The following is a 19,672-nucleotide window of genomic DNA, read 5'->3' on the forward strand; positions in this document are numbered from 1 at the left end:
CGCCGGACTGCGCCGGACTGCGTCCGAGACAGTGAAGTTCATCGAAAAGCTCGCGCTGACCAGGCCGCGCCCTGCCCTCGCGACGCTGCATCGCGTCGCCGTCAATAAAGTCGAACGGGCAGACAAGCCAGCTCCGAGCTATGCCACCGTCAGACAGATCGTCAGGGCGCTGGATCCAGCGCTAGTCACGCTCGCTCTGGAGGGACCCACCTCATATCGGGACAAGCATGAGCTCGTGTTACGTCGCCGAGCAGAACGCCCGAATCAAACCTGGCAAGCGGACCACACAGAACTCGATCTCCTCGTCACCGGCATCAGCGGAAAACCAGACCGGCCCTGGCTGACGATTGTCATGGATGACTACTCGCGGGCGATCTGCGAATACACCGTGTTCACCGGCGCACCCTCCGCACTCAACACAGCCCTCGCCCTGCGCCAAGCGATCTGGCGAAAAACCGACCCCGCATGGGCGATGTGCGGCATCCCTGACATCCTGCACGTCGACCATGGATCCGACTTCACCAGCCACCACCTTGTGCGCACAGCTATCGAGCTGCGGATCCGCATCATCCACTCAACAGTCGGGCGCCCCAGGGCCGAGGCAAAATCGAGCGCTTCTTCCGAACGATCAACACCGAACTCCTCGCCACCCTCCCAGGACACATCGGCCCAGGCAGTAGAAAACCTCAGCCTGGCCTGGACCTCCCGCACTCGACCAGGCCGTCGCTGCTTTCATCTCGACGTACAACGAACGCACCCACCGCGAGCTTGGCCTCTCACCTCGCGACGACTGGGTCGCCGAAGGCTGGCTCCCTCGAATGCCTGACAGTCTCGAAGAACTCGACGGGCTACTGCTCACCGTCCCTAAAAGCCGCGTCGTGCAACGAGACGGCATCCACTTCCAAAGTCAGCGCTACCTCGCACCGACGCTTGCCCCGTTCGTTGGGCACACCATCACCGTCCGCTACGACCCGCACGACATCTCCGAGATCCGCGTCTACGACCGCGACACCTTCATCTGTATTGCCGTCGATGAAGCCCACCCCAATCTCCGAATGAGTCTCCGCCACATCGAAACCGTCCGCCGAGCCCGCCGCAAACAACTCCGGCACACGATCAACGACCGTATCCCCACCGTTACCCACCGCGAAGAGCCGCGCGATGTCGCGCCCGCTCCACACCGGCGCCGCCTACGCTCATATGAAAGAGGACGAGTAATGAACCAGACATTCATCGTGACCAAAGAACATCGCCGCTTCACCGAATTCGCCAATGCCGTCCGGAAAGGCCAATGCCGTCCGGAAAGAACGCACCATCGGCATCTGCCATGGCGATGCCGGCGTCGGTAAGATCAACTCTGCCCGCCGCTACGCCAACTGGGACGCTCTCGAGCCCTACATCAACGAATGGGGGCCGCGCGGCGACCACGACGCCAAGCACTACGCCCTCGCTAACCGATCCCGCACCGTGTTCTACAGACCCGAAGTCCTCTGCCGACCCAAGGACCTCATGAGGGACATCGACTACTGGCAGGTCAAAGTCGGCATCTGCGCCGACGAACACCTCCGCTCAACTGAGACCGAGCCCCGCAGCAAACCAGGCAATTTTTCACATCTGGTCGAACTCCTCATCATCGACGAAGCCGAACGACTCACGCCCGCAGGGCTTGAGCTGCTCCGCGACCGGCACGACCGTGAACACCTCTCAATGGTCCTTATCGGGATGCCGGGAATCGATCAACGATTCCGCCACTACCCGCAGCTCTATAGCCGCCTAGGGTTCTCCCACCACTACCGAACCCTCGGCCGCGACGAACTCCTCTTCGTCCTCGACCGCCACTGGAAACGCCTCGGCCGAACCCTCGATCCCCACGACTTCACCGACGCACAAGCCATCGCCGCCATCGAACGCATCACCCGCGGCAACTTCCGCCTCCTCGAACGACTCTTCCCCCAGATAGCCCGAGTCCTCAAAATCAACGAACTCGAAACCATCACCGACGACGTCATCGAAGCCGCAGCCAGCATCCTCGTCATCGGCAACTAGCTGTAGCGCCACACAACGATCACGGAACACCGCCACCGAGCGATCAACTCCACAAACCAGGGTAGCGACACGCCGAGAATCAGTCCGTCGGAACCCCCTGCCGAAACCTAAACGCGCCGGAACTTCGGCAGTACCGTTTTCGGAATGGCCCACGAAGTTGGATACGCCCGAGACTCGAAGCGGGAACAGAACCCCGAGGCACAGGCGGCCGAGCTGCACGCTGCCGGCTGCGAACGGGTGTTCGTCGACCACGGCGAGTCCAGCCGCATCACCGACCGGCCGCAATGGCTCGCATGCCTCGACTACCTCCAACCGGGAAGACACTCTCAAAGTCCGCCGCCTCGATCCGCTCGCGGGCAGTGAGCGCATCCTGATGGAAACGCTCCAGGACCTCGATGCTCGCCAGTTCAACATCGTCAGCCTCACCGAACCGATGATCGACACGACGACCCCGATGGGCCGAGCGCTCTACGGCATCGCCGCGGTGTTCGCGCAGCTCCGCGTCGACACCATTCAGAGAGAATAGCAGCGTGCCTCAATTACGCCGGCAGCCAGGGCCGCGTTGGAGGGCGACCGAGCGTGATGACGCGTGAGCGGATAGCCGCCACCAGGCGCATGCGGCTGGAGAACAGCTGTTGGGAAAGCATCAGGCGTGTGCTCGGCGTAGGAGCCTCGAGCGTTCGCCTATCGCTAGACCACAGCCAGGCGTACCCCAGCTACGCCACCGATTCCTCTGCTGGAACAGCGGCGATCAAATGTCGTCAACGGTTCCACTAGGTTCTGCAGTCTCTAGCTCTACTCGTTCGCGGACGTTATAGGCCCAGGACCGCCCCGCAATGTCCAGTCGCACGGGCCTGGGCTCCCGGGAGAGGTCAACACTAACGACATGCGACGCGCCCGGCTCGAGGTCGGGCAGGCGCAGTTCGCTAACCCAGGTTCCGTCGCAGGCGTCCAACGCTGCCGTAGGTTGAAGAGGATTGCGTTGCCATTCTGGCCAAGCGCTCACTTTCACCTCGCTGATGGTGTAGCCCGGATTCGTGATGGTGATGTGCGCCTGATCGGCGACGTAGTTGACGTCGAGGCTCAGAAGTGATTCCAACCGGTTCAGCGGGCGCGCCTGTACAGCCTCGGCAAGCCCCGCCCGAGCCCCCTTCTGCACGACGACGATGCGGCCGGGAGATGCCGTAAGAGCGATCCCTGCTGTGTAGAGCAGAGCATCTCGGAACGTCGGCAGTGGGGATCCGTCGATGACCATCCTGTGAGTTGGCCACCCCGGGTCGACGATTCCCACCGTGCGAGTCGGATTAGTGTTCATCCAGTTTCGGATGATTGTATTCACGTGTTCATCGCCGAAGGAGTATCCGACTACGAGAAGATGAGACGCTCGGCGCATCGAGTCTTCGAAAGCACGGATCAGCTCGAGAGTCGGCCCTTCCGTCTCCAATTTCTCGCGATCTCCGATGACGATCAGAGGCTGCATCGGTTCATCGGCCGACGGATGAGGCTTGGGAACCACCCCGGTGCGATATCGATATCGCATCAGCGGGTGTCCTTCGAGCCGATGGCTGTTCGATGAACTCACACGGGCCCAGTCGATGGAGCCGTGCGGTTTGATTAGATTCAGACGCCGGTCGGTGGACTCAAACGTCAGCGGGGAACCTGGAATCCAGCGACCCAGCCCGGTGTCAACTTCGACGCCACGAGCTTGCGCCGCAATTTCCACCGTCAGGTCATAGTTGAGCGTCGTGATGTCCAGGCCGCCTGGCTGCTCGAGAGCCAAGTCGACGAGCGGGTCGAGGTACGACACATCTACGGGCTTGGCGAGGAGCACACAGATTCTCCGAAGAACCTGATCTTCGAGAGCGCGAAACACTGATCCGTCCCCTGGAGCCGAGATTGATCGAGCTATGTCGGCTACCTTGCTCGCTAGACCGTCGAGCCGGAAATCGAAGTTGGAGTCGAGCGTGAAGTGCTTCCGCAAGTCTGAGTCGGTAATGGCGAGGGGATGGGCATCGACGTTCTCGAGAGAAGGACGCCACGACGTGATGAACGGCGCAGCCTCGTGGGTTCGACGATCTCGAAGGAGGCGAATGGCAGAGACGAGACGCTCGACATTCACGGCGGATAAAGGACTGCCACCCTGTTCTGTGGCGTGCGAGATCATCGCCGCATAGATGACTTCCAGTGCGCGGACCACAGGTTGCTGCCGTTGTCTCATGTAGTCGTTCATCGTCGAGAGTTCATCGTCGAACGACTTCAAGAGGTTCAAGGCCAGTTCCTGCGTAAGCGGCAACCCGGCGTCTCGGGAGGCGCCAGCACCGAGGAGCACTGCGGTTCTTTCCTCCACGCGCACCACCTCTGTTCTCGACATGGTCCCACACCGGCCAGCCGGAGTCACCGGTAGCACCGCCACCGGCTTCGGCTAACCCCGGGCCGGCATCCCAAACCTCAGACTATGGCGGGCTCATTGAAGCTCTGCGATGATGTCGTCGACCGCCTTCATAGCGGGGGCACACTCGCTTAGTTCTACAGGTGCTGTGTCGCAGCGCTGGACTTGATTGAAGACGTAGAACAGGCCACTGAGGCTGCGGTCGGCGTTGAGATCCCGGGTCGTGTCGATGGGGGTGCCTGTGAAGCCGACAGATGTAGAAGGCAGCAACTCAGTCATCAACTGTGCAATTCTTCGGGCGCGCTCGCTTCCGACGAGTTCAAGATTTTGCCACGCGCCGGCGTACTCGTAGCGGGCGCTTTGGTAGACATCCTGGATGGGAGAGCATGGTGCTTCCTCATCCAGCGGCGCATCTTCGTTTGGTTGGCACGACTCGAACCGGGACTGCGCGGCCACGGCATACGCGTTGGCGGCGTCGGAGTACGCCTGATACTTTTCGACACGGTCTTGACGCAACAGCTCCGCCGCCTCTTGGGCGTTTTGATAGGTCGCGACGGCGAAGCTTCCGCCGAACGCAACCAGGCCACCGATGAGCACTCCTAGAAGCGGGAACAGTGCGTCACGGAAGCCTCGTCGACGCTCAGCACGGTCGAGCTTCTGTTCAAGACGCTGATACCACGCGGGCGGCTCGGGCTGCATCTCTTCTTCGGATTCTCGAATGGTGAGAAGGGCAGCTGAATCGTCCGGGGCCAGCAGGGACTCTTCAGCGACTGCTTTCTGCTCTGAGCGCTGCTCATCGTCTCTCATGATCACGTCATATTCGTATGTTGGCAAGTAAGGCCGCTGAAGCGTTCCCGCGTGCGGCGAAGACTTCGATTCCCGGGCTAAAGAGGCCGCAAGTTTGTACGTGGGACGCGGCGGCGGCGGAGTCGCGGTCTGGCGCCGGTCGTGCTACTGCCCCACGCCGACCATGATCCCGTTGTTCATCGTGGCGGCCAAATCGCAGAGCGCTTCAGCTTGTGCGAGGGCGACAAAGTCGCGTTGTGTGCCCGAGAGTGGACCCGTCTCGGGCAACTTCTTGCGAAGTGCGGCGAGTTCATCACGCAGAGCGATGAACCTCTTTACGTCCTGTGACTGTGTCATGGCAATCATGATCGCATGGCAGCCATGGGGAGCGTCAGCGCAACTCCCTTATGCAACTCCCTAATGCAATTCACGAATGCACGCAGGCACTTTCTGTGGAACTCGTTTCGAGTTCAGCAAGATGAGCGTAGTCTTGATGCGTGCGAGGAGGTCTCGAGCGCTGGAAACGAGGTGTCGGATCGCAGGGCGTTCGACAGGCGCTCGGGTACGCGCTCAAGGGCTCGTGTGACTCCCACCTCCGGGAGACAACGGGAGCCGATGCGCTCGCCGGCTACAGCGCCGCCGCATCGGCAGGCGTCACCCGATTCACGGTCCAAGCCGGAATCATCACGACCGACGCGCTTGACGAAACTCGGCTGCGCCGCTGGGTCGACGGGCGCGATCCGAATACGGGCGAGCGCCGCGGCCGCGACCTGAGCTCCCCGGACGCGGATCTGATCCTCGACGGGACCATCAACGCTCCGAAGTCGTACAGCATCGCCGCACTGATCAACGAAGACCTCGCGCGAGAGCTCGAACTCCTACAGGACCGCCTCCGGGATCGGATCATCACAATCTGGCAGCGAGAACTGAATGCGCGGCGCGGCGCCGGTGGGCGCATCCGTGAGTCCCTCCACCGCATCGAGGTCGTCGAACTACAGCATCGACGTTCACGGGCGTTGGACCCGCACATCCACCGGCACCTGTGGCTGAACGTCAAGGTACAGGGCGACGACGGCCAATGGTCTAACGTCGACTCTCGCGTGGCGATGAGGTTGCATACCGTCATCAACGCCGAAGGCGAACTCGCTGCACGCACCGATCCGGAATGGATGGCCGCACTCGCCCGCCACGGGTACTCGCTCAACTCCGAGGGCGAGATCGCAGCACTCGCCCATGCGGTGCGCCCGCTGTCGCGCCGGTCGACGCAGATCGAATCGAACCGGTCCATGCTGCTCGTGGCCTGGCGGCGGGAGTATCCGGGACAGGAGCCGAGTCCTGACCAGGTGCACCGGATCGACCGGCTCGCGTGGGCGAGAGCCCGACCGAACAAGCCCGGCGACCTGGACGAGACGGCATGGGAGAAACTCATCGCCGGTGAGCTTGGCGCGATAGATTCTGACCTGTTGCGCGCCCGTCGCAAGGTACCATTTCGCGCGGTCTCTGTCGAAGGTCTGGATCTTGACTTGCTAGCAGCGCAAGCGATCGTCGAGGCGGATGCGCGGTCAGCGTGTTGCGGAGGAAGGTTCAGCCTGTTCGACGTCAGAGCTGGCGCGACGCGTGCGCTCGCGGGTTGCGGCGTCGTCGCCCCGCGCGATCACCTGCAACGAGTGATCGACGATGTCATCGACCGCGCCCTCAGATTGGCCACCGACTTATTGAAAGATGAGGCAGAGCGCCCAGCGCACGTGAAGGCATACATGGCGTCCACGACCGCTCGGCTGAAAGTCGAGCTGGGCGCACGGTTCGACGCGCTGAGCCGTGCGGGCGAGGCCATCGGCAGTGACGTGATCGTTCGGATCGCCGCTCAGGTCCTCGACGAGTACGTCGTGCTCGATGAGCGACAGGTGCAGGCCGCGGCGGCGATTGCGGGGACCGATCGACTGGTATCGGTGACGGGGCCGGCTGGCGCGGGGAAGACAACGATGCTGCGGGTCGCGAAAGTAGCAATCGCGCGGCAGGGGTATCGGATGCTGGTGGTCGCGCCGACCAAGAAAGCGGCATCCGTCGCCGAGCGTGAGATCGGTACTTCCGCGTCGAGCCTGCACGCGCTCCTCGCCGATCACGGGTTCCGCTGGGGGCGAGACCAGGCGGGAGCCGAAGCGTGGAGTCGCCTCGCTGTAGGCGACGTCGATCCCGCGACGGGGATCGAGTTCGCCGGACCTCGACGGTTCCTGCTGGCTGGAGGTGATCGGGTGGTGGTGGACGAGGCGGGCATGGTCGACCTGCAGACTGCGACGGCGCTGGCGACCGTCGCGGACGAGACGGGAGCCGGCGTCGCGATGGTCGGAGATCATCTCCAAGCACGTCCGGTTGGGCATTCCGGGGCAATGGCTTCGATGACGCGTCGGGCGACCGCGGTCGTGGAGCTGACGGCGGTGCATCGATTCACGGATCCGGACTACGCGGCGCTGACGCTGCGGATGCGGGAGCCGGCATCCAAGGACGTGGCTCTCGCCGTCGCCGCCGAACTCGACGGGCGTGGTTTGATTCGTCGCGTCTCCGATCACGACCAGGCGCGAGAGGAAATGATCGATGCCTACTTCCGATGGGCTGCCAACAACGGTCGCGTGGCGTTGGTCACCAGCAGCAACGAGGAAGCCGATGCGATCAACGAGAGGATCCAGCAGCGTCGCCTCGACCGCGGACAGTTGGGTGACACGCGCATCGTCGTCGGGCAGCGGGAGCAGCGACTTCTGGAGGGCGACATTGTCCAGACTCGTCGCAACGATCGACGGACGGGCGTCGAGAATCGAGCAGTCTGGGTCATCCGCAACATCGGGCCACGGGGAGTGGAGCTCGTGAGCCTCGGCGACAGCGGCGATACCTGCACGGTCGCGCATGAGTACACCGCCGAGCATGTGCACCTCGCATACGCGTCGACGGTGCGCGGCATTCAAGGGGAGACGACGGATGCCGCGATCGTCGGGCCTGGCGTCGACGCAGCGGGCCTCTACGTCGGGATGACTCGCGGTCGGGCACACAACGTGGCGATCACTGTTGCGCGCACGGATGCGGAAGCGCTGGATCAGACTGCCGACAGCATGATGCGCGGTATTCCAGAGGTGAGTATCGAGGACTCGATTCGGGCGGCGCGGATCGAACTCGGGCGGGCGGCGCGAGTGGGTGATCCCGTGAGGGGTCCGGTGCCCGGATTGGGTGACCGGCTCGTGCGTCAGGATATTTCGATCCGTGCCGCAATGGCGAAGCTTCTCGAGACGGATGCCCGTATCGCGGCGAAGGATTCGTCGGCGCATGGCCGCAAGAGTGGTGCAGAAGTCGATTCGTTGACGAACGCGCGTGCGGAGCTCGTTGCGCAGTACGAAGCGCGAGCCGACGAGTACTCGGAGCTTACTCGCCAGTACGGCGGCCGCCTACACGTCGATGGCGGTCGCTCTGGCCAGAGCCTGATGGGTCAGTCGGCGCACGATCACTCTGGGGTTTCCGACACTCGAGTTCCGTTGGCCGACGGTTTGTCCCTGGAACGATGACGCGAACACTTGCTGGGACGCGGTATTCACGCGGGATTCCGTTCCGGCGCGGCTGGCGGTGTTGCGGACGTGCATGGGGAGAAACCCGATTCCGAGCAGTGGACTGCAACCTTTAGGTCCCTAGGAATCTCGGGACGTCATTGAGCCTCCCGCGGGGGAGATCAAGGGCGGCACGGGTGAAGCGCCCCCACCGCAGGCGGAAGTTGGCGGAGATTGGGATCGACTCGTTGCCGATCCTGTCTCATCTGAAGTGTCAAGACTGGCCACTCTGACGGGCTTACTCGTGAGATAGCAGGAGATCGGCGATCAGGCGGGCCATGTTTCCTGACAGCTGCGAGTGGTGATCAGTTACGTACACGACGCCGGAATGTGTGGAGGCTCGGAAGTCGAGGATGGCTTCGGCGAGCCACTGCACGGGAAGGCAGAGAACGCCATCTCGCCAGACCGCTTCCGCGAGCATCGCTGTGATGCGCCCATCGACCACGCAGCCGATGGCTCCACGGGCGAACTGTAGCGTGCGTCCGTCCTTAAGCGTGAGCTCCGCGACTCGCCCATCGTCGTCGTCAGCGAGTGTCGCGTCGAAGACCTCCGCGAGCAGATCGATCGGCGCGAACACGTAGCTGCCGCGGGACAGCGTCGATCCGCCCCGGCCGTGGTATTGGACCGAGTCCCAGACGAAGGCCGGGGTCGACATCGGCACTCTCCGACCCGACACCCACGCCTTGGCGCGCCCCGCCGCGACGGCGAGAGCAAATGGATCCCCGGTGCGCGGCAGCAACGACTCGTCGCGGACGATCGACCCGTCCGCGTCGCGGCGAACCCCGGAGAACAAGTGGTCCCAGACCAGCTCGGCGTCGTCGAAGGTCTGGCCGTGGTCGCGGTTGTGCACGTCACGGAACACCACGTCGGCATGCGCACCGCGATAGAAGGCGAAGTTGTCCGTACCCCTCACCGCGATCACGGGCGGATCGGTCACGCCGTTCAGGCGCAGCCAATAGTTGCGATTGGCGACGACCACCGAGGGGATGTCGTCCGAGTAGTACGTGCCCGCCAGATCGAGATCCAGGCGCGACTCCCACACGGCCAGGGGGCCCGCTTCATTGATGATCTCGCCGTCGGCGTCGAACAGCATCGCGGGGTCGGTGGGACCCCCCGACCCCGCGACACCCGCCAGGACACCACCCAAATGTCGCGCGAACTGCGAGGCCATGATGTTTCCCGCCGACATGCCATGCACGAAGATCCGCTCGCGATCGATGTCGTACTCTTGAGCCATCCGCTCGATGAGCGCGCGCACGAACTGCAGGTCATGATTGGCCTCGACGGATGCCGCGGGTGCGGGCAAGTAGAGGCCTTCCGGGTTGGGCCTGGTCATTCTGGCGACATGCTCCGCCGCGACATCGATCGCCCACATCCGTCGCTCGTGCGCGTCGGGAAAGACCACAACGAAGCCCTCGCGCTCGGCGACCGCCGTCCACGACGAGTAGACGGCCTGCCCCCAGCCGGTCATGAGGCCGCCGTGCAGCGAGATCACGAGCGGCAGGGCAACACCCGGCCGACAGCCGCTCGGCACGAAGGTGTACCAGGTGTCCTCGACGCCGTCGACGAGAACCTCCCGATGCTCGGTCAGCCCTGCGGGATACGGCTGCGAGTTGTTGCCGTTCTCGTTGACGACGATGTCCGAGTGCTTGAGCGACTCCGGGAGGTAGTCGCGATTGGCGTCGTCCGGCGTCCCGGGCAGAAGACGGATGGCGGAGTTCATGCCGACTCGCTCAGACCGCGTCGTGGTCGATGTCGCGCAGCCCGAAGAACTCGAACGCGTCGCGCACCGCCACATCCCAGAAGTCCCATTCGTGCGCGTAGCCGTCGCGGACGAGGAACTCGGCGTCGAGGCCTATCTGCTCGGCGTGAGCGCGGAACGGACGCAGGTCATCCATGACGTAGTCGTCGTCGGCCCCGCACGCGAAGAGCAGGCGCGGCAGCTCCCCGGATGCGGCGCGCTCGTCGATGACGCGCCAGGTGTTGTCCGGCGAAGCGAGGAACGCGTCCAACCCGCCGGCGTTTTCGATCGACCGCGAGAAGCGCTCGGCGACAGGGCCGTCCGACGCCAGGTACTCCGGCGTGAGCGTGGCAAAATCGCGCGGCGAAGCGGACAGCGCTGCCGCCGCAGCGAAGCGCTCCGGATTGTTGACCGCGTACGTGATGGTTCCCCGGCCGCCCATGGACAGTCCGGCGATGAAGTTGTCTTTACGTCGACTCGAGACCGGGAACCAGTTGTGCACCAATGGCATCAACTCGTCGAGCAGGTAGTCGTACATGTTATAGCCGAGCATCGCGCGGCTCCAGTTGGCGTAGCTGGTGTTCATCGCGCTCGGCATGACCACCGCGACCCGCTTTTCGGTGGCGTACCGCTCGACGTTCGTCTTGCGCACCCAATCGGTGTGGTCACCGTAGGTGCCGTGCAGCAGCCAGACGACGGGCAGATCGGTGGTCGCACCATAGAACTCCGCCGGCTCTCCCTCCCTCGGCATGTCGGGCAGGATCACGCTGAACTCCTGATTCACGCGCAGGTGCTTGCTCGCCATGTTCATCGTCAGCAGTGCCATCTGTCCTCCTCGAGCTGGTGCGGCCGGCTCGGGTGCGATGCCGTCGTGGCCGTAAGAACACTATGCCCAGTGACTCTCGGCCGTGTCAGCCGCCGGGTGGCGGATTCTACGACCGCGATTGCGGTCGAGGGGCGGCTCAGCGGCACCCGCAGTGCGCATCAGGATGGCTTGGGGGAGCGCTGAACACCATGGCGCCCAGGGAGGCTGAACGTGCGAGGTATGTCGTGATGACGCGCGCCGGTGGCTCGCCCCGCATCTGGACGGGGCCTTTCGTCGCGCTTTTCGCGATCAATCTCGTCATCACCTTCGCGCAGTTCATGACCATTTCCCTGATTCCCAAACTCGCCGTGTCGCTCGGCGCCACGTCGATCACGGTCGGCGTCGTCACAGGGATCTTCGCCGTGACCGCCCTCGCGGTGCGGCCGGCGGTGGGATGGGCCACGCTGAAGGTGCGGCACTCGTACCTTCTGATGGGCACGCTCGCCCTGATCATCGTCGCCTTCGTGCTCTACGGAATCTCCGACAGTATCCCGGTGCTGATCGCCGCCCGCCTTCTCCACGGCGCAGCCATGGGCTTCCTCGCACCGGTGACGCTGGCCCTGGCCAGCAACGCCCTGCCCGCGTCGCGGATGGCGCAGGGCATCGGCGTCTTCTCGCTGGGCCAGGCTGTCAGCACCGCCGTGGGGCCGTCGGTCGGCCTGTGGCTGCTGGAGACGTTCGGGTCCCTCCCGTCCTTCCTCCTGGGCGCGGTCCTGCTGCTGGGCGCCGCGGTCGCGGCCGGGTTCATCCGCTCGCCGAGGCCCGGGCCGGCTGCCGAGCAGCGTTTCGGCTGGCGATCCTTCATTGCGGTCGAGGCGATCGTCCCGGCGACGGTGATGCTCTGCCTCGCCGGAGCCTTCTCGGGTGTGAACGCGTTCATCGTGCTGTACGGCGAAGCGCGCGGCGTCGCTCAGATCGGGCTGTTCTTCGCCGCGTACGCGGTGTTCATCCTGCTGTCGCGGCCGCTGGCGGGGCGTCTTGCCGACACCTACGGTCTCACGGTGGTCATCGTGCCCGGACTGCTCATGTTCGCGGTGTCCTTCATCGTGATCAGTCAGGTGACGACTCTCACGGGCTTCCTGATCGCCGGCGCGATCTCGGCGCTCGGTTACGGGATCTGCCAGCCGGCCATCCAAACCCTGTCGCTCATGTCTGTCAGCCCGGAACGGCGAGGCGTAGCCAGCAACACGAACTACATCGGAATCGACCTCGGCTATCTTCTGCTACCTGTCGCGGCGGGCTGGATCGTGACGGCGAGCATGGATGCCGGCGCCGCGACCTCGGACGCGTATTCGATGATGTATCTCGTCCTGATCGTGCCGATCGGAATCGGCCTGCTGGTCTTCCTGCTCTTCGGACGCGGCTCCCGGGGCCCCGGCCACGCCGAACCTCTCGTCGAACTCGACGAGTGACCCCTACCCACCCGGATCGGAACCCACCATGCTGCCCGTCGTGAACCAAGCGATGCTCATCACCTACGCCGACAGTCTCGGAGGTGACCTCAAGGCGTTGGCCCGCACCCTGCGCACACACTTCGCCGGCGCCTTCGGAGGTGTGCACATCCTGCCGTTCTTCCCATCGTCGGGGGACCGGGGATTCGCGGTTGTCGAGTACGACATCGTCGACCCCGCCTTCGGCGACTGGTCCGACATCGACGACATCGGACGCGACCACTATCTGATGGCCGACTTCATGATCAACCACGCGTCGATCCGCTCTCGCGAATTCGTCGACTACATGCGCCGAGGCGACGAGTCGCCCTTCCGGAAGATGTTCATCCACTGGGACGAGTTCTGGCCCGATGGCGATGCGACGGAAGACGAGATGGCGGCGCTGTATCGGCGCAAGCCGAATGGCCCGTTCTTGGAATTCACCCGCGACGACGGCCGCGTCGTCCGCCTCTGGAACACGTTCTTCGCCGAGCAGATCGACATCGATCCGTGGCAGCCGGTCACGCAGGAGTACTTCGCACGCAACCTCGGCATGCTCGCCGAGCGCGTCGCGATCGTTCGCTTCGACGCGTTCGCGTATGCCTCCAAGCGGCCCGGAACCAGTTGCTTCTTCGTGGAACCCGAAGTGTGGGAAGTGCTCGAGATCGGCATGGAGCCGTTGCGCGCCCGCGGGACGGAGATGCTGCCCGAGATCCATGAGAACTACGGGATTCAGTTGAAGATGGCCGAGAAGGGTCACTGGGTCTACGACTTCGCCCTGCCGATGCTGACGCTGCACGCGTTGTTCACCGGTCGGTCCGACCGACTTCTGCATTGGCTCGAGATCTGTCCGCGCAAGCAGTTCACGACGCTCGACACCCATGACGGAATCGGCGTCGTCGACGTGGTGGGACTGCTCACCGAAGACGAGATCGAGTTGGTCTCGGATCGCGTCAACTCCGAGACGGCCGTGCTGCGCGAGGTCGTGCCGCTGCCCGCGTCCGTGATCCGCAAGGGGGCTGCTGGCGCGCAGAAGTACCAATTGATGTCGTCGTACTACTCCGCGGTGGGCGAGGACGACACGGCATACCTCCTCGCGCGGGTGTTTCAGCTGTTCGTTCCCGGCATCCCGCAGGTCTATTACGTCGGTGCGCTGTTCGGTGTGAACGACCTCGAGGCGCTGGAGGCCGCGCGCGATCCGCGCAGCGCCAACCGCCATGACTACACGCTGGACGAGATCGCCGAGCGGGTCGGCAAGCCGCAGATCCAGAAGTTCTTGGAGGTGCTGCGGTTCCGCAACACGTTCCCGGCCTTCGGCGGCGCGTTCACGGTCATCGAGGAGGGCGCCGGCGTTCTGCGATTGACATGGTCGGATGCCTCATGCTCCGTCGCGCTGGTCGCCGACTTCCCCGGTCTTGCTTTTCGCATCACGACTCGTCGCGGGGATGCTCAGGAGGAGCTGGTCTTCTCGTCCTGAGTGCATCCGTCTCAGGCGTCCGGTGGGACGTCGAAGGGTCGCGGAGCCAGGCGCACCTCGGTGGCCATGTTCTCAGGCGTGCCGAAGGAGGCGAACCGGTACGCGGCGCAGGCGAGCCACAGGTGATACACGTGCCGCGAGTTGGCGAGGTTGAGGTTGAAGTGGTGCTGCAGCTTGTCGATGCGCTTCTGCACCGTGGAGTGATGCAGCCCCAGCAGGTCGGCAGCGCCGCGGACGGAACCGGTCTGGGTGACCGCGGTGACGGTCTCATCGAGCCAGGGCATGTTCTCCGAGTCGATCGCATTGACGATCGGCTCGGCGAGCAACTCATCGGTCTTGGCGCGCAGGAACAGTGGCGCCAGGACGCCGAGCTTGTCCCAGGGCAGGGCCTCCCCCTGACGCGCGAGGCGAAGCACGACGACAGCGCGTCGCCACGAATCGAGCAGGTCCACGACGTCGACAGCCGGGCCGATGCCGTAGCGTGCACGCTCGCCGACCTCGTACTCCATCTCGAACGGCGCCGGGCGGATCGTCGCGCCGACCTGCACGCCCTGCACGGTCGTGTAGGCGTGAAGTCCGTCCGTGCGCGCGGGGGGCACTTGGGCGACGACCTGATAGCGGCGCGCGGTATCCAAGCGAAGCGCCGCGAACAGTTGATGGCGCCGCTCGCCGGGCACGGGATCGTTCAACAAGACCGACCACGCCTGAGCCGGTTCGGGAGTGAGCGCCTCCATGCGGCCCGTCCATCGGTTCACGCCCTGTTCGACGCGCTCCAGGATGAGCTCATGGAAAGTGCTGCGCTCGTGCGTCTCGACCCAGACTCGGTTGCTCGAGGACGATGCAAGCGTGCGCTGGAGCCACTCTTCGGAGGGTTCGAAGCTGCGGTCGGCGCGCAGTCGCTCACCGTTCGGGGCGATCCGGAGTGTCAGACGCCGCTCGTTGAGCACCATGCCGACCGCGGACGCGCTCAACGCCGCTGCGCCGCGCAGGTAAGTCTCGGGGCCACCGGCCCGGTCGTCGAGTGCGTCGAAGTAGTCAAGTACTCTCAGCGCGGCGGAGGCGTCTTCATCGTTCTGCGCCAGTCGCGCCAGCAGATCTCTCATGCTGCGTCGCCTCCTGCGGTCCATATCCGAACAGCCGGCCCAGCCAGTTGCGCCGTGACTCGATCGCCGCCTGGGTCACCGCCGCGTGGGGGTAGCTCTGAAAACCGTGGAACCCCCCGCTCCACACGTGCAACTCGGCATCCCCGCCGACCTGCCAGATGCGACCAGCATAATCGATGACCTCCGTGCGGAAGATCTCGGCCGAACCGACCTCGAGCAGCGCCGGGGGCAGGTCACCCAGCCGCGGGACACGGCCGGGCGCGTTGCATCCGACCTCGTTCTCGGGGACCCCGTCGAGCACCATCTTCCACGCAGCAGAATTCTCTTCACGGTTCCAGGGCCCGGAGGGCTGCTGGCGCATCGAGTCACCGTCGCTGTCAGGGTCGAGCATCGGGGCCATAAGCAGCTGCCCGCGCAGCGCTGGTCCGCCGCGGTCCCGTGCGAGCACGGCCGTGCCCGCGGCAAGCCCGCCCCCGGCGCTCATACCCGCTACGACGATCGCCGCGGGATCAATGCCCCACTCGGCGGCGCTGGCATGCACGTGACGCAACGCCGCGTAGCAGTCCTCGACGAGCGTGGGCGCCTTGGCGGTCGGGGCCAGGCGATAGTCGACGGTCACGACGCTCACGCCGAAGTCGGCGATCCACCTCGGGAAGTCCGTGACGCCGTCCCAGGGCGTCCCCATGATCATCCCGCCCCCGTGGATGTAGATGATGCATGGGCGTGGCGAGCTCGAGGACGGCGAGAACACGTGATGCAGCGGGACGCGGTAACCGTCGTGGGCCAACGCATGATGGTCGAGGACCACCAGACCCAGTGCCTCGAGCTCGCCGCGTGACACGTCTGATGTCGCGCGGACGTTGGCCTGAATTTTCTGGAGGAGGTCGATATCGTCGAAGTCCAGGACATACGGCCCGCCGGCTGCCCGGAGTGAACTGGCGAGCTCGGCATCATAGGCGGGGCGGACGGGAACGTCGCTGGTCACGGTTGCCTCCTCGAGGGTCATCCTTTCACCGAGCCTTGCAGAAGAGCCGCCGTGAACTGCCGTTGGAACACGATGAACACGAGCAGAGTCGGAACCATCATCAGCAATGCGGCCGCGCACAGCATGACGACGTCCGTGGCCTGCGCGCCCTGGAACCCGGCGAGCGCACCGCCCACCGTGCGCCTGGCGGGATCGTCGATCATCACCAGCGTGAGGATGAAGTGGTTCCACGTCCACAGGAAGCTGAGGATGACCATCGTCGAGATGGCCGGACGGGCGAGCGGCAGCTGCACCTGGAAGAACGTACGGATGGGGCCGGCGCCATCGAGTTGAGCGGCTTCTTCCAGCTCGGCAGGCATGCCGAGGAAGTGGGCGCGCATCCAGAAGATTCCGAAGGGAATCTGGATCGCCGCGAGCGGCAGCGCGACGCTCCACACCGTGTTGGTCAGGTTCAGTTCACGCATCGTCAGGTACAGCGGCGTGATGAGACTCTCGAAGGGGATCGTCAATCCGAGCAGGAACACGATGAAGAGAACTCCCGCGAACGGCACGCGCAGCCACGTCAGCGAGTAGGCCGCCATGGTCGCACACAACACGACCAACGGGACGACGATCAACACCAGCGTCGCACTGGAGACCATAAGGGTCGGGAATTGCGACAATTCGAAGGCCGTCGCGAAGTTCTCCCAGTGCAACTCGCGCAGGAACGAGATCCCCGAGGGGAGCGTGTTCGGCGGCGAGAGGGCGACCGACAGGAGGGCGACGAAGGGGAGGAGGGTGAAGAGCACCAGGGCGACGAGGACGACGGCGCTGAACACACGTTCGGTACGGGAGATGCGCACGGGTCAGTCCTTTGCTGCGAGACGCTGGAGCGGCAGGATGACCACGAGCACGACGGCCATCAGCACGATGCCCATGGCTGCCGCGCCGCCGACCTTCTGTTCACCGAAGGCCATGAAGAAGATGTCGATACCGGGCACTGTCGTCGCCCGTTCCGGACCGCCCTGCGTTGTGATGTAGATGATGTCGAATGCCGCGAGTGCCGCGATGACAGTGAGGGTCGCGCTCACCACGAGCTCACGGCGCAGTCCGGGAAGGGTCACGGCGAAGAGCTCCTGAAACGGGTTCGCCCCATCGATGCGGACCGCCTCGTACAGGGCGGGATCGATCTTGCTGATGCCAGCGGTCAGCAGCAACGTCACCAGGCCCAGCAGAGCCCAGGTGCCGATGAAGCCGACGGCGATGAGCGCGGTGGCGGGGTCGGCGAGCCAAGGCCGGGTGACCGCCCCCAGACCCGTCGCGGTGAGGATCTGGTTCACAGCCCCCTCTCGGGAGTAGATCCAGCTCCATCCGATGGCAGCCGCCACGATCGGGATCACCTGGGGCATGAACAGGATGGCTCGGGTGACGCCCGATCCTCGCCGCTTGGCCGCACCGCGGGTGAGCACCGCGGCGAGAAGGCCGAGGGTCAGGGTCACCCCGGTGAAGAACACCATGAGCTCGAATGCATGCAGCAACGAGATGAGGCGAGCCGGGGAGGAGAATACGTCGACATAGTTCTGCAGCCCCACGAAGGTGGCGGTGCCGATGCCATTCCAGTCGTAGAGGGAGAACTGAGCGGCCTTCGCGAACGAGCCCAGCACGAGCCAGCCGTAGAGCGCGGCCGCGGGCGCGATGAAGAGCAAGCTCATCAGAGTGCGCCGTCTGTTGATCCCCCGTTGCAGGAGTCCTCCCCGGCTGCTCATCAGTTCATCAACTCCGACTCATAGGCGGCCTGCACCGAGTCGACGAAGTCTTGCGGCGTCTTCGAGCCGAGCATCATCGACTGCATCAGTCCGTTGAGGGTGGACAGCGTGAATGCCTGGCTGACGTTCGTGAACGAGTCCACGGCGCCGTCCTCGCGAAGCACCTGCTCGAATGCTGCCGAGGTCTCTTGGATCAGTGGCACGTCGGTCACGGGTGCGGGCAGGTCGGTCGGCCCGGCCGGCGAGCTGCCGATCGTATCCACGATCAATTGCCGTCCGACCTCGTCGGTTCCCAGCCAGTTGAGGAAGTACGCGGCGACATCCTTGTTCTTCGCGCCGGCGGGGATGGCGTGGTTCGAGGGGAACGCCATCGCGTACTGCTTGGCGTCCGCGTCTTGGTTGGGCATGAGGAAGAACCCCACGTTGTCCCCCATGGCCGCGACCAGGCGCTGCGCCTCCCAGTCGCCCACGGCGACGAACAACGATTTGCCGGCCTGGAAGTCGCCCATCATGGTCGGATAGTCGACCGACACGGCATCCTTCGAAATAACGCCTTTGCCCTTCCACTCCTGCAGCTTTGCCGCCGCATCGACCATTGCGGGCTGGTCGAACGTGGCCCCGGGCTCCTGAGCGCTCCAAGCACTGATCTCGGGAGCATTGCCGAACGAGTTCTGCACCTGCTGCAGCAGCAGGGGCGTGCCGGCATCCTTGGCAGCGACCGAGAATCCGAGGTATCCGGCCGCAACGGCCTCTTCAGCGGCGGCTTCCATATCGTCGAACGTCTTCGGCGGCTCGGTCATGCCCACCTGCTCGGCGATCTCTTTGTTGTAGAAGACGCCGGTGACGTTGTTGCCGATCCCGACCGCGTAGAGCGGACCGGAACCGCGCTGTCCGTCGGGGCCGACGCGGTTGATGTCGAGCAGGCCCTGCGACCAGGTGTCCCACCCGTAGGCGTCGAAGTAGGGATCGAGGTTCGTCAGCAGGCCGTCCTTCGCGGGCTGCGCGATGGTGGGAATGAAGATGACGTCGGGCGGGGTATCGCGGGTGAGGATCCGAGACAGATTCGTCGCGACGTTCGCGTTGGCCTCAGCGACCACATCGAACGTGACGTTCGGGTGCTGCTCCGTGAACGCCTCGCCGATCGTCTTCAGAGCTTCACCCATCTCGGTGTTGGACAGGATCTGCAGGGTGACCTCCTCGCTGGTCAGCTGGGTCGAGACAGGACCGGCAGGATCCGATGCGGCGGGTGCGGATGAACCGGGAGGAGCGCACGCGGCCAGCGCGACTCCGACGACCGCAACGGAGGCGAGCGCGAGCACGGCACGACGCGAACGGCGCGGCCGGGCGGGTCGATGGATTCGGGACATGAGGTTCTCCTTGGCGTCGACTGTGACGAGCGGTAACGACTCATGATCCCGCGTGGGGAACTACGGAGAAGCCGCAGATCGTGCGCGGTAACGCTAGCCGAAGCCGCCGCGCGGCGGTGTCGGGTGGGCGTACCCCGTGGAGTGGGGCCGC

Annotated in this window: 14 protein-coding genes and 3 pseudogenes; 7 read left to right on the plus strand and 10 right to left on the minus strand. The window is 64.6% G+C overall.

Annotation, left to right across the window (positions count from 1 at the left end; genetic code table 11):
• The first annotated feature begins 31 nt into the window (after window positions 1-31).
• The 4 genes and pseudogenes from MRBLWO13_RS08180 (at window position 32) to MRBLWO13_RS08195 (ending at window position 2,572) form a co-directional block, all read left to right on the plus strand.
• Window positions 32-826 carry a transposase family protein gene (locus tag MRBLWO13_RS08180; RefSeq protein WP_341977799.1) on the plus strand — a complete coding sequence of 265 codons (795 nt, stop codon included), beginning with the start codon at window positions 32-34 and terminating at the stop codon, window positions 824-826.
• Window positions 819-962 (plus strand): annotated as a pseudogene (locus MRBLWO13_RS08185) (Mu transposase C-terminal domain-containing protein); the annotation flags it as partial. The gene MRBLWO13_RS08180 and the pseudogene MRBLWO13_RS08185, both read left to right, overlap by 8 nt.
• A 255-nt stretch (window positions 963-1,217) precedes the next feature.
• Window positions 1,218-2,046: pseudogene (locus tag MRBLWO13_RS08190) on the plus strand (AAA family ATPase).
• 144 nt (window positions 2,047-2,190) lie between these two features.
• Window positions 2,191-2,572: pseudogene (locus MRBLWO13_RS08195) on the plus strand (recombinase family protein).
• Window positions 2,573-2,797: 225 nt separating this feature from the next.
• On the opposite strand, the gene MRBLWO13_RS08200 reads toward MRBLWO13_RS08195, so the two are convergent.
• The 3 genes from MRBLWO13_RS08200 to MRBLWO13_RS08210 form a co-directional block, all read right to left on the minus strand.
• Window positions 2,798-4,393, minus strand: coding sequence for an SIR2 family protein (locus tag MRBLWO13_RS08200; RefSeq protein WP_341977801.1), 1,596 nt, complete (start codon window positions 4,391-4,393; stop codon window positions 2,798-2,800).
• 117 nt (window positions 4,394-4,510) lie between these two features.
• Entirely contained in the window at window positions 4,511-5,248 is a 738-nt protein-coding gene (locus MRBLWO13_RS08205) for a hypothetical protein (RefSeq protein ID WP_341977803.1), read from the minus strand.
• Between the two features lie 138 nt (window positions 5,249-5,386).
• Window positions 5,387-5,578: a hypothetical protein gene (locus MRBLWO13_RS08210; protein WP_341977806.1), complete on the minus strand. Its 192-nt coding sequence runs from the start codon at window positions 5,576-5,578 to the stop codon at window positions 5,387-5,389.
• A gap of 140 nt (window positions 5,579-5,718) precedes the next feature.
• Here MRBLWO13_RS08210 and MRBLWO13_RS08215 point away from each other — a divergent pair, with 140 nt between their 5' ends.
• Window positions 5,719-8,769: an AAA family ATPase gene (locus tag MRBLWO13_RS08215; RefSeq protein WP_341977808.1), complete on the plus strand. Its 3,051-nt coding sequence runs from the start codon at window positions 5,719-5,721 to the stop codon at window positions 8,767-8,769.
• 277 nt (window positions 8,770-9,046) lie between these two features.
• Here MRBLWO13_RS08215 and MRBLWO13_RS08220 read toward each other — a convergent pair whose 3' ends face one another.
• Together MRBLWO13_RS08220 and MRBLWO13_RS08225 are read right to left on the minus strand one after the other, a co-directional pair.
• The gene (locus MRBLWO13_RS08220) at window positions 9,047-10,531 is read right to left on the minus strand and encodes a PHB depolymerase family esterase (RefSeq protein ID WP_341977810.1); all 1,485 of its coding nucleotides are present in this window, start codon (window positions 10,529-10,531) and stop codon (window positions 9,047-9,049) included.
• A gap of 10 nt (window positions 10,532-10,541) precedes the next feature.
• The gene (locus MRBLWO13_RS08225; protein ID WP_341977812.1) at window positions 10,542-11,375 is read right to left on the minus strand and encodes an alpha/beta hydrolase family protein; all 834 of its coding nucleotides are present in this window, start codon (window positions 11,373-11,375) and stop codon (window positions 10,542-10,544) included.
• Window positions 11,376-11,602: 227 nt separating this feature from the next.
• On the opposite strand from MRBLWO13_RS08225, the gene MRBLWO13_RS08230 reads away from it, so the two are divergent.
• Window positions 11,603-12,826 carry an MFS transporter gene (locus tag MRBLWO13_RS08230; protein ID WP_341977814.1) on the plus strand — a complete coding sequence of 408 codons (1,224 nt, stop codon included), beginning with the start codon at window positions 11,603-11,605 and terminating at the stop codon, window positions 12,824-12,826.
• Between the two features lie 40 nt (window positions 12,827-12,866).
• Window positions 12,867-14,321, plus strand: a complete 1,455-nt coding sequence (gene gtfA / locus MRBLWO13_RS08235) for a sucrose phosphorylase (protein WP_341977816.1) — start codon at window positions 12,867-12,869, stop codon at window positions 14,319-14,321.
• 11 nt (window positions 14,322-14,332) lie between these two features.
• Here the strand turns inward: gtfA and MRBLWO13_RS08240 are convergent, their stop codons facing one another.
• The 5 genes from MRBLWO13_RS08240 to MRBLWO13_RS08260 are packed head-to-tail and all read right to left on the minus strand — an operon-like array spanning window position 14,333 to window position 19,521.
• Window positions 14,333-15,424 (minus strand): helix-turn-helix domain-containing protein, encoded by a 1,092-nt coding sequence (locus tag MRBLWO13_RS08240; RefSeq protein WP_341977818.1) that lies wholly within the window; start codon window positions 15,422-15,424, stop codon window positions 14,333-14,335.
• Window positions 15,387-16,409, minus strand: coding sequence for an alpha/beta hydrolase fold domain-containing protein (locus MRBLWO13_RS08245; protein WP_341977820.1), 1,023 nt, complete (start codon window positions 16,407-16,409; stop codon window positions 15,387-15,389). Before MRBLWO13_RS08245 ends, MRBLWO13_RS08240 begins: the two co-directional genes overlap by 38 nt.
• A gap of 17 nt (window positions 16,410-16,426) precedes the next feature.
• Window positions 16,427-17,251 carry a carbohydrate ABC transporter permease gene (locus MRBLWO13_RS08250; protein ID WP_341977822.1) on the minus strand — a complete coding sequence of 275 codons (825 nt, stop codon included), beginning with the start codon at window positions 17,249-17,251 and terminating at the stop codon, window positions 16,427-16,429.
• 3 nt (window positions 17,252-17,254) lie between these two features.
• Entirely contained in the window at window positions 17,255-18,100 is an 846-nt protein-coding gene (locus MRBLWO13_RS08255; protein ID WP_341977824.1) for a sugar ABC transporter permease, read from the minus strand.
• A gap of 53 nt (window positions 18,101-18,153) precedes the next feature.
• On the minus strand, window positions 18,154-19,521 hold the full coding sequence (locus MRBLWO13_RS08260) for an extracellular solute-binding protein (RefSeq protein WP_341977827.1): 1,368 nt from the start codon (window positions 19,519-19,521) through the stop codon (window positions 18,154-18,156).
• Between the last annotated feature and the right edge of the window lie 151 nt (window positions 19,522-19,672).

The organism is Microbacterium sp. LWO13-1.2 (assembly GCF_038397725.1).
Classification (GTDB): Bacteria; Actinomycetota; Actinomycetes; order Actinomycetales; family Microbacteriaceae; genus Microbacterium.

What these genes read in the sequence shown, in the direction of transcription:
- MRBLWO13_RS08210 (WP_341977806.1), bottom strand. Translation starts at nt 5,578, where the DNA reads ATGACACAGTCACAGGACGTAAAGAGGTTCATCGCTCTGCGTGATGAA.
- MRBLWO13_RS08220 (WP_341977810.1), bottom strand. Translation starts at nt 10,531, where the DNA reads ATGAACTCCGCCATCCGTCTTCTGCCCGGGACGCCGGACGACGCCAAT.
- MRBLWO13_RS08225 (WP_341977812.1), bottom strand. Translation starts at nt 11,375, where the DNA reads ATGGCACTGCTGACGATGAACATGGCGAGCAAGCACCTGCGCGTGAAT.
- MRBLWO13_RS08230 (WP_341977814.1), top strand. Translation starts at nt 11,603, where the DNA reads ATGACGCGCGCCGGTGGCTCGCCCCGCATCTGGACGGGGCCTTTCGTC.
- MRBLWO13_RS08240 (WP_341977818.1), bottom strand. Translation starts at nt 15,424, where the DNA reads ATGAGAGATCTGCTGGCGCGACTGGCGCAGAACGATGAAGACGCCTCC.
- MRBLWO13_RS08255 (WP_341977824.1), bottom strand. Translation starts at nt 18,100, where the DNA reads ATGAGCTTGCTCTTCATCGCGCCCGCGGCCGCGCTCTACGGCTGGCTC.
- MRBLWO13_RS08260 (WP_341977827.1), bottom strand. Translation starts at nt 19,521, where the DNA reads ATGTCCCGAATCCATCGACCCGCCCGGCCGCGCCGTTCGCGTCGTGCC.